The 10,746-nt window shown below is 51.1% G+C and carries 8 protein-coding genes; 6 read left to right on the top strand and 2 right to left on the bottom strand.

The features are described from left to right. Positions 1-87: 87 nt before the first annotated feature. Positions 88-2,604, bottom strand: a complete 2,517-nt coding sequence (locus RUMCAL_RS11495; protein ID WP_021683068.1) for a bifunctional diguanylate cyclase/phosphodiesterase — start codon at positions 2,602-2,604, stop codon at positions 88-90. A gap of 25 nt (positions 2,605-2,629) precedes the next feature. Then, positions 2,630-4,552, bottom strand: coding sequence for a GGDEF domain-containing protein (locus RUMCAL_RS11490; RefSeq protein ID WP_040648091.1), 1,923 nt, complete (start codon positions 4,550-4,552; stop codon positions 2,630-2,632). A gap of 414 nt (positions 4,553-4,966) precedes the next feature. Between RUMCAL_RS11490 and nadA the strand changes: the two genes are divergently transcribed. The 6 genes from nadA to RUMCAL_RS11460 all read left to right on the top strand — a co-directional run bounded on the left by nadA (position 4,967) and on the right by RUMCAL_RS11460 (position 10,713). Then, positions 4,967-5,884 carry a quinolinate synthase NadA gene (gene nadA / locus RUMCAL_RS11485; protein WP_040648090.1) on the top strand — a complete coding sequence of 306 codons (918 nt, stop codon included), beginning with the start codon at positions 4,967-4,969 and terminating at the stop codon, positions 5,882-5,884. Positions 5,885-5,886: 2 nt separating this feature from the next. Then, complete coding sequence (locus tag RUMCAL_RS11480; RefSeq protein ID WP_021683064.1) at positions 5,887-6,555, top strand: HAD hydrolase-like protein; 669 nt, start codon at positions 5,887-5,889, stop codon at positions 6,553-6,555. Between the two features lie 225 nt (positions 6,556-6,780). Beyond that, entirely contained in the window at positions 6,781-8,820 is a 2,040-nt protein-coding gene (locus RUMCAL_RS14810) for an HD domain-containing phosphohydrolase (RefSeq protein ID WP_021683063.1), read from the top strand. Further along, positions 8,817-9,533: a tRNA threonylcarbamoyladenosine dehydratase gene (locus RUMCAL_RS11470; protein WP_021683062.1), complete on the top strand. Its 717-nt coding sequence runs from the start codon at positions 8,817-8,819 to the stop codon at positions 9,531-9,533. Before RUMCAL_RS14810 ends, RUMCAL_RS11470 begins: the two co-directional genes overlap by 4 nt. A gap of 194 nt (positions 9,534-9,727) precedes the next feature. After that, positions 9,728-10,486, top strand: coding sequence for a HesA/MoeB/ThiF family protein (locus tag RUMCAL_RS11465; protein WP_021683060.1), 759 nt, complete (start codon positions 9,728-9,730; stop codon positions 10,484-10,486). Next, a complete protein-coding gene (locus tag RUMCAL_RS11460) occupies positions 10,483-10,713 on the top strand; it encodes a hypothetical protein (RefSeq protein WP_021683059.1) in 231 nt (76 codons plus the stop codon). Before RUMCAL_RS11465 ends, RUMCAL_RS11460 begins: the two co-directional genes overlap by 4 nt. Positions 10,714-10,746 lie beyond the last annotated feature (33 nt).

Below are 10,746 nucleotides of genomic sequence, written 5' to 3'. Positions count from 1 at the left end.
AGAAAAAAAGAAGCAAAAAAAGAAAAGAGTTCGCCTACACCTATTTTAAAAGACAATGTGTTACACGAAGGGCAGTCAAATATGCGTTCAGTCCTTTTTCTTCTGCTCCAGATTCTGATAAGGCAAAGGCTTGGAGAAATAGTACCCCTGTGTATACTGGATATTGGTAGATTCTACCGTCTGCTGTTCGCCGCTGTTTTCCACGTGCTCTGCGATCAGTTCCGCATCAATGCCCTTGGCAATGTCAGAGATTGCCTGCAAACAAAGCTGCTTCATCGGATCCTTATCGCAGTTGATGATGAGGTCGCCGTCGATCTTGATAAAGTCCGGATTGACGCGGAGAATCGCCGTGAAATTGGAGAAGCCTGCTCCGAAATCGTCAATGGCAATTTTCACGCCAAACTTGCGGATCTCGTTCAGGAAGTTCACCATTTCGTTGAAATCGCGGATTTTCTCCGATTCCAGAATTTCAAAGGTGATGCGTCCGCATGCCTCCTGCGGCAGATTACTCAACAGTTCATACAGCATGGAACGGCTGGCTTCGGAACTGATGTCATAGGCGGACAGGTTCAGGAACACACTTTCTGTGCGGTCGCGGAACAGTTCCAGTACCTTTTTGATCATCAGCTGGGAAAGCTGTAGGTACAGGTGATAGTCCTTGGCGATTTCCAGAAACTGCCCCGGAGCATAGATGTTATGATCCTTGTCGGACAGCCGCATCAGGGCTTCATACTTGGTGATCTCCTGTGTGCGGTTGTCACGAATGGGCTGGAAGTAGGGGACAATGCGGTCATACAAAATGGCATCGCTGATGATGTTGGTCATACGCAGCTTTTCGTCCATTTGCTTCATGGTTTCGGCATTATCCTTGTTGTACAGATAAAAGCGGGCATTGTGGTCTGCCGTGGCAGACATGCAAAGCTGTATCTTTTCCAGCAGATCGGTTTCGCCGATGACAACATAAAAGGCGTTGACTGCTGTGATGTTCAATTCCTTGCAGAAGTAATAGCCGCATTCATGGAACGCCATTTCTGCCTGTTCCAGAAATTTATCGTCCGGATATTCCGGCTCGGCGGTGAAGAAAAACGACCATTTATCGTTGCAGTAAAAGAAAAGCTCCGTGTCGTGCAGCGTACGGATCACCTGCTGAATATTTTCCCGCATCAGCTGGTTCCATACCTTGGAACCACGGCGACCGGAGATCAGGATCCCCTTTTCAATGGAGATCATGCAGATCTTGTTGTATCGATGTTTTTTGTCGTCGAACTTGAATTTCACGAGATTTTCCAGCTCCGTTTCCTTATCTAAAAATGTATTGCTGCGAAGCAGGATCTCCTGCTGCATGATCTGTCGGGAAGCAGAGGAAATCGTTGCTTGCTGCTGTGCATGTTCCAGATATTGATCGATGTTGTGCCAGTCGGCATCCAGTCCCTGTAAATCGTCCAGCAGGGTCTGGTCAATGGGCAGATAGTCGTGTTCCGATTCTGTCAGACCGAACAGCGTATCAGCTCCCACATAGACTTGATTGTGTTCTTCTGCCGCGGCGATCTCTCCGTGCAGAAATGCTCCGCAAATGCGGCTGCTGCGAAGTGCCCGCAGTTCCCATGCAGTGCAGTTTGTCATGGCAGAGTAGTGCAGCGTTCCCGGATAGGCAAGGATCGTCTGACAGGGCGTGGTGTTCAGTTCTGCACAGCACTCCCGCAGCTCTGCCACAGCAGTCAGAGGGCTGAGATATGCCATACGGAAGCGTGTGCCTGCCGGCAGCCAGTTGGAATAGGTCTGTATGCGGTTTTGCGGTTCACTATAGCTCAAAAACTGGCTTTGTGTACCCACCTGCTGTAATGCCAGCGGAAACCGCATCAGCAGTTCCGAACAGATCGGACAGGGCTTAGTGTGGCAGATCTCCTCCAGCTTCTGCTGAAACCATTGAGATGCCGGCTGGTGGTCTACTTCCAGAATACTGTCCTGCTCGGTTTTGGTAATGGTATATGTTTCGCCGAATGCTTCCTGCCCCTGAACTACACCGCTCCATGTGCGTAGCGTGGTGCCGCACAGAACGGCAAACACGGCGTTGTGAGGATAAACCCCGCTTTCATCAAAGGAAAACGCACCGAATGTGTTGGCACTGATCATGCCGCCGGCAGCGGGAATGTGCTGCCGCAGCTGTTCCAGATGTTGCAGGAACGGCTGCATGTGCATGTACTGATCTGTGAAAAATGCAAACAGGGCACGGCTGTCTGCGGGGAAGTTCTCTGCGGCTTCTTCTGCCAGCTCCTCCGGTGTTTTGCCGTCCAGGGAAAGCCGGAAAATTTCCGGACGTGTCCGGCGGAATCGGGTGATGTGCAGCAGGCACTGGTCCGTATAGATGCTGCCGTGATGAATGACGGCGGCTGCACTGGTGCCGAGGACTGCGGCATCGGGAAGAACTTCTTTCACGTGCTGTGCGATCGCGACGGCACTGGCGGGACTGTGACAACAGGTATGTATCAGAACCAGCCATGAACAATCCGGCGGAGCTGTGCGGCGTTGTTCCTTCAGAAAATTTTTGAGGTCTGTCTGATCGCGGTAGAGCAGGGCAGAAGAAACGATTTCTTTTTCATGCATAAAATGTCACCACCTTTTTGTCAGATCAGCGGCGGGCTTTTCGTCGCTGCACTTTGTCCTCATACATGCGGTCGTCGGCAATTTTGATCATCTGATCCAGATCAATCTCGTCTTCCAGTTTCTGAAAGCAGAAGCCGATACTGGATTCCACCAGATAGTGTTTGCGGGAAATCTGATTATACTGCCGCAGATACTCACGGAATCTCTCACGGAAGCTTTCGAAATAGTTGTCGTCCATGTCTGCAATGACACCGGCAACGGTGAATTCGTCTCCGCCAAAACGAGAGCAGACTTCTCCCTGAATGGCACTGGTCATCAATGCTTTGCCCACTGTGCTGATGGCGTTGTCGCCCTCGGTGTGTCCGTAGGTATCGTTGATGTGCTTCAGTCCGTCCAGATCGGCAGAAATGATGATCACGCTCATGTCCTTTCCCTTGCTCTCCGTCAGCTGCTGCCGGAACTGGCGGTAGAAACCGCGGCGGTTCAGAAGTCCGGTCATATGGTCGTGCACATATAGCTTTTCCAGTTCGCTGTTGACGCTTTTCAGCTGCATATTGATGGATTTGGTGTGCATCTGGGAATGGAAGATCCCCAGTGCAGAACCCATGGCATTCATGAAGCTGTTGATCTTTTCGTAGGAATCATAGGAGATGTCCGTCTGGAATGCACAGTAGCCCATAGTGAGATCCAGAAAATGCAGGGCACTGAAGATCACAGGATCTTCCCGTTCCAGCAGCCTGTTCAGATCTGGGATCAGTGTGCTTCGGGAGGTCACACAGGGCTCCTCGGGATTCCAGAAGTACCGCTGGCAGAGGACGTTGACATTTTCACTGAATGCCTGTTTTTTCTGTTTTCCCTCGCCGAATTCCGGAGCACGGAACAGGTCGTCATTCAGGGCAAAGACTATGGTGTGGAAGATGAATTTATCCAGAATGATCTCCGGCAGTTCCGACAGTGAGGACATGCTGGTGACAGCGGACTGTACCTGACATGTCAGCTCCTGCCGTTCGTTGGAAAGCTTCAGCTGATTCAGCACGTTCTGCAAAATGGTATTGACATTGACCGAGCCGACTGCCTCACAGCCGCAGGACTGGGAGAACCGCACGTAAAAATCCACAACGGTGGAAGGTTCTACAGGCTGTCCCAGCCACAGCTTTTCTACTGCTTCGATGACCAGCCGTCCCATGGTGTCATAGTCCTGCGTGCAGGTGGTGAGGTGCGGCACGTGATAGCTTGCATGTGAGATACCGTCAAATCCGGTGATGATGCAGTCCTCTGGTATCCGATAGCCGAGGTTTTGCAGAAACTGACTGGCTGTAATCGCCATGGTGTCGTTGGCACAGATAATTGCATCAGGGATCGGCAGTTTATCTTCTACAAACCACTTTTCCATGGCTTCTATTGCAGGCTTTTCCCAGAAATCCCCGTATGCAATACGGCAGTTCTCCTGCGACAGCCCGTATTCTTGCAGGACTTTCTGAAATGCGGCGATCCGTTCATTGGAAAAATTATTTTCTGCAAATCCGGCAAGCATGAACAGCGTTCTGGCGTGGTGGACTTCCACCACATGGCGGCAGAGTTTTTCAAACGAGTTGGCATAGTCGAACCGGAAATTGATGCAGCCCTCCAGAGCCTTATCGATCGTCAGTACTGGGATCTGCCGGCTGCGGCAGTTCTCCAGAATGTCATTCAGAATGGAATCTCTGTAAATGGTATCCGGAAAGAGGATCATTGCGTCCAGCAGATCATAGGGGATCAGCTGGTATACAGTCATCTCGCCGAAGTCTGTCGGGGTCGGCGGCAGAAAAAAGTCGGATTTTGCGTTGAATATAAAAAGGCGGTATCCTTTTGCAGAAGCATGTTGCTTGAATGCTTTGATACATTGCAGCCTGTATTCTTCCTGTACGCGGGAAAGACATATACCAATGATGCGTGCCGCTTTTTGCATGGGCAGAGCCTTCTTTCTGTGAATAGTAAAATTGTTAAAATGAAGCATGAAATCGCTTTGGGAATCTGTTGGAAATGCACAAGGAATGCATAATATCATTATAACATACTTTTTGCATTTTGTGAAGTACCTTTTTTGCACAAATTTCCGAAGCGAAAAATGTGGATTCTGTTTCTTTGCAGGACTGCCTGAAATTCCTCCAGTTTTCTTCTCAGTTTTCTTCTATATTTTACAGGAACAAAACATAGCATTTTCCTATGTAAATATCCTGTGAAAATCTTGACAAACTCCATTTGTTGTGCTATACTAGAATAAGTTTATCTATTTTTGCAAATGCAAGTATAAATCACATATTTTTTATTGAAGATGAGAAATTGTGGCATGAAGTACACTGTCCCGAAAGGAATTGAGATTATGAAAATACGTGAGATTCAAGAGGAGATCCTGCGGCTGAAAAAAGAACGCGACTTTTGTATTCTGGCACACAGCTATCAGACCAGCGATATTCTGGAAATTGCTGACTTTACCGGAGATTCCTATGCTCTGAGCGTGAAGGCAAAAGATACACCGCAGAAGAACGTGCTCATGTGCGGCGTGCGGTTCATGGCGGAAACTGTGAAGATCCTTTCTCCTGAAAAAAACGTATACCTGTCCAACCCCACGGCAGGCTGTCCTATGGCAGAACAGATGGATAAAGAGATGATCCGTGCTGTAAAGATGCAGTATCCGGACTATACCGTTGTGGCATACATCAACACCACCGCAGAACTGAAAACCATTTGCGATGTCTGCGTGACTTCTTCTTCTGCGGTCAAGATCGTTTCGCAGCTGAGCAATGACAAGATCCTCTTTATTCCGGACTGCAATCTGGGTTCCTTTGTCCAGCAGCAGCTGCCGGAAAAGAAGATCAAGCTGTTGCAGGGCGGCTGCCCGATCCATGCGGCACTGACGGCAAAGGACGTGCGTCGGGCAAAAGAAGCACACCCCTATGCGTTGATGCTGGTGCATCCGGAGTGCCGTCCGGCAGTCTGTGAGCAGGCGGACTATATCGGTTCGACTTCCGGCATTGTAAATTACGCCATGCAGTCGGACGCAAAGGAATTCATTATCGGCACAGAGATCAGCATTGCGGAAACGCTGCAAAATGCTTGTCCGGAAAAGCGGTTCTATCCGCTGGCAAAGAAGCTGATTTGCGAGAACATGAAGTCCACCACGCTGATGGACATTTATCACATTCTGAAAGACGGCGAGGGCACGGAGATCCAGCTGGACAGCAAGACCATTGCCAAAGCACGCCGCTGCATTGACCGCATGATCGCACTGGGAGGCTGAGCATGAAAGCGTTACCGAAAGACCTCCGGTATCTGCTGTTCGATCTGGACGGCACACTGACCGACTCCGCAGAGGGGATTCTCCGCTGTGTGCAGTACGCACTGGAGCAATGCGGTACACCGGAGCCGGATGCGGAAAAGCTGCGGCCGTTTATCGGACCGCCGCTGCTGGATTCCTTTCAGGAGTTCTGCGGCATGCCGCCGGCACGTGCTGCCTTTGCGGTGGAACAGTACCGGAAACGGTTTTCCACTGTAGGGCTGCTGGAAAATGCGGTGTATGACGGGATTCCGGAGCTGCTGGAAAAGCTGCGGGAACACGGCTATGTGCTGGCGGTGGCGACTTCCAAGCCAGAGGTCTATACGCTCCGGATCCTGGAGCATTTTGACCTGTCCAGGTACTTTACGGCTGTGGCTGGCTGTGACATTCATCGGGCGGGCGAAACCAAGGCGGACATGATTCGTCTGGCACTGCGTCGGTTGGGACTGCCGGAGCAGGAGCCGCCGCAGACGGTGATGATCGGCGACCGGAAGCACGATGTCCTCGGGGCAAGGGAATGCCGCGTGCCCTGCATCGGGGTGCGGTACGGCTACGCGGAAGCCGGCGAACTGGAACAATATGGTGCAGACTGGGTGACCGACAGCGTGGAAACACTGGGGGAATTGCTGCTGTAAGAACACCAGCTCCCGCATAAAACAGAAACTTTGAAGCACTGCGAAATGCAGTGCTTTTTTTGCGTGTTTGTAAAAAAATAAACAGACACACCGGACATTCCGGAAATACAGATTGACAGCAGAATTGGAATATGCTACAATAAAGAAAACGTTGCAATGGGGAAGAAATGACAACAGAAACAGCCCACAGGGCTGTCCGGAGAATTTTCGGCGGAGGAAAAGGATATGATCAATGGATACAAGGTGGCTGCACTTTGTGTGTCAGAAATACAAAACGAAAATACACAGAGCATGATAGCCCCGCTGTATCAGTCGCTTTTGGAAAAGAACTGGCGGTGCCTGTTGTTCAATACCACAACAGATCTGTTTCGGGATACGGCGTTCGACCGCGGGGAAGCCAGCATTTTTCAGCTGATGGATTTTTCGGTGATCGATGTGGTTTTGATCTATACCCAATGTCTGAAATGCCGTGCGATCGTGGAGGACATTCTGACGGCGGCACAGAAACACCGGAAACCGGTATTTTTGATAGAACCGACAGAACGCTATTCCGGCGGGATCCGGATCTCGTTTGATGAAGCTGATGCGTTCCGGTATCTGGTGAAGCACCTGATCGAACAGCACCACGTCACCAAGTTCGCCTGCATTGCCGGCTTTAAGGGCAATCCCGCTTCGGAAATACGGGAAATGATTTTTCGGGACGTGCTGAAAGAGCACGGCGTTCCGTTTGACGAAAAGTGGTTTGGCTATGGGAATTTCTACAGTATTCCCACACAGGAAGTCATGGAACGCTTTCTTGCCGATCCGGAGGGTCTGCCGCAGGCGATTGTCTGCATCAACGACTCTATGGCGATCACCGTGTGTGAAATTCTGGAGGAACGGGGCATTCGTGTGCCGGAAGATGTGATCGTGACCGGATTCGACGGCATTGTGCAGGAACAGTATAATTTCCCGCGGCTGACGACCTGCCGCAGAAACCTGGATCGGTTCGGCAGTTTTCTCTCCAAGCTGATAGAACGTGCCAATGCAGGAGAAGAAATGAAGCGGGAATATGTTTTTCCGTACACGCTGGATGTTTCCGAATCCTGCGGCTGCCGGAAATTTTCCATGAAGGCAGTCGGTCTTGCCGTGAATTCGATCTATTCCCGCATGAACAACAGTGCCCAGTACGATCGTTCCATGACCAATATGCTGACAAAGCTGACATTTGAACAGGATGTGGAAAAAGTCAATGAGATTCTCCGGTACTATATTCGTTCGGATACCTATCTCTGCATGAATGCAGGTTTTTTTCACGGGGATCAGAACGGGCATACTTATGAAACTGAACCGTTTACAGAAGAAGTGACATCACTCCGTTTTTTTTACGGGGAGGAAAACACCGAAGTCAAGGAGATTCCGCAGCGGCAGCTGGTGCCGGACTGGAACTACATTACCGAAAGAACAGACCCTGTGGTCATTTATGCCGTGCACAATCAGCAGATGGTGTATGGTTATCTGGTAGTGTTTGCCAATTCATTTGATTACGTGGTGCAGAGAATGCATCAGTTCGTGCTGACACTGGACAGCTGTGCGGGGATGTTTGTGCAGCAGGAATCTCTGCGGGACTCTAACCAGCGGCTCCAGGAAATCCAGAACAAGATCATCGTCAGCTTTGCCGATATGGTGGAATCCCGAGATGATTTCACTGGTCAGCATGTCAAGCGAACCAGCGAATATCTGCGTATTTTGGTGAAATATCTGGCGGAAATGCCGGAGTATGCAAAAATACTGACACCGGAGATGCAGGACCGCATGTGCAAGGCGGCACCGCTGCACGACATCGGAAAGATCAAGATTTCGGACGTGGTACTGAATAAACCGGGCAGACTGACAGAAGATGAATTTGAAGTCATTAAGACCCATACTCTTTCCGGCGGGGAGATCATTGAGAAAACGCTGACCGATATTGAAAGTGACTCGTACCTGAAAGTGGCACGGGAAATGGCATTGTACCACCACGAGAAATGGGACGGCAGCGGCTATCCGTATCATCTTTCCGGCGAGGAGATCCCTCTCTGTGCCAGAATCATGGCGGTGGTCGATGTGTTTGATGCCCTGACCAGCAAGCGTGTTTATAAGGAAGCGTTCCCGGCGGAAAAGGCGTTCCGGATTCTGGAGGAATCCAGCGGGACACACTTTGATCCGAAAATTGTGGGAACGTTTTTGGCACATAAAGAAGAAGTTCGTCAAGTTTTGACCAAGTATCAGGATAGACATATATGAATGCATTTTCCAGAACAGAATTACTTTTCGGCACAGCCGCTATGGAACGGCTGGCACAGGCACGGGTAGCCGTATTCGGCATTGGCGGCGTTGGCGGCTATACCGTGGAGGCTCTGGCACGAAGCGGTGTCGGGGCGTTGGACTTGATCGACAACGATACTGTTTGCACATCGAATCTGAACCGGCAGATCATTGCCACCCGTGCCACCATTGGCATGGCAAAGGTGGACGCTGCCGAAGAACGGATCCGGCTGCTGTATCCGGAATGCCGCGTGACCAAGCATCAGAAATTCTACCTGCCGGAAACCGCAGGGGATTTTGACTTCACCCAGTATGACTATGTGGTGGACGCGATCGATACGGTTTCCGGAAAGCTGGGACTGGTGGAGCAGGCATATGCCGCCGGAACGCCCATCATCAGTGCCATGGGTGCCGGCAATAAGCTGGATCCCACGGCGTTTGAAGTGGCAGATATTATGCAGACTTCTGTCTGTCCGCTGGCGAGAGTGATGCGGCGGGAACTGAAAAAGCGGGGGATCCCCAAGCTGAAAGTGGTCTATTCCAAGGAACTGCCGGCAGCGTTGCAGCGGACGGAATGGACAGAGAAAGGCAAACCGGTTCCGGGAAGCTGTGCCTTTGTGCCGTCGGTGGCGGGGCTGATCCTTGCCGGAGAAGTCATCAAAGACCTGACGGGCTTGCAGGCACACTTTTAAAGAAACACCGAGCAAAGCTTGTGGTAAGATGCGTCGTCAGATTTTTCGGGATTGCATAGAAATTCCGCAGGCATACTTGTGTCTGGCAAGGGATTTCTGGGCAATATGACGAAAAATCTGCACGCAGATTGCGTGCAAAGCCGTCAGGCGGGCTTTATGCAGTGTTTCCTTAAGGCAACAGAGAAAGGAGCATCATGCTGACATCACAGGAACAGGAACGTTATGTCCGCCAGATCATGATGCCGGAACTGGGCGAAGCTGGTCAGGAAACTCTGAAACGCAGCCGTGTGCTGGTGATCGGAGCAGGCGGACTGGGCAGTCCGGCGGCGTATTATCTTGCTGCAGCCGGTGTGGGAACCATTGGCATTGCGGACGGCGATACCGTGGAGCTGTCCAATCTCCAGCGGCAAATCCTACACAAGGAATCCCGTCTGGGGCAGAACAAAGCCGTTTCCGCCGCGAAATCTCTCCACGGACTGAACGCACAGGTGCATGTGCAGACGTACTCTCAGTTTATGGACGGGGCACACCTGCGGCAGGTGCTGCCGGATTATGACATTGTCATTGATGCGACCGACCAGCTGGAGAACAAGTTTCTGATCAACGATGTCTGTGTTTCCGCAGAAAAGCCCTTTGTGCACGGCGGCATCACAGGCTTTTCCGGACAGGTGATGACATATGTGCCGGAAAAGGGGCCGTGTTACCGCTGCATCTTCGGAGAGGTTCCGGAGGACAATGCACCGGCACCCATTCCGGTAATTGGTGTCACTGCCGGCATCATCGGCACCATACAGGCTGCGGAGGCAATTCGGTACCTGCTGGGAATTCCGTCGCTTCTGACGGGAAAGCTGTTGGTGCTGGACGGACTGCGAATGCAGTTCCGCACGGTGCCGTTTCCCCACATATCGGAGCACTGTCCGCTGCATACCAGAAAAGGAGTAACTGACTTATGATGAATCCCAAAATGATTTTGCAACTGAAAACCATGCTGACGAAATTTCGGCAGAACCACCCGAAAGTGCCTCTGTTTTTCTCCGCTGCTTCTAAGGCAATCAACGAGGGCAGCGTGATCGAGATCAGCCTGACTACCGCCGAGGGCAGAGAACTCTGCACCAACATGCGTGTGACACAGGACGATCTGGAAATGATTCGGACGTTGGGCGAAATGGCGTCGAAGTAAAGACAATACCGCACAAAGATTGTGCGACAGATG

Origin of the sequence: Ruminococcus callidus ATCC 27760, assembly GCF_000468015.1 — a bacterium.
In the GTDB taxonomy this organism is placed as follows: domain Bacteria; phylum Bacillota; class Clostridia; order Oscillospirales; family Ruminococcaceae; genus Ruminococcus_C; species Ruminococcus_C callidus.
This window is presented reverse-complemented; position numbering and strand designations above follow the sequence as displayed.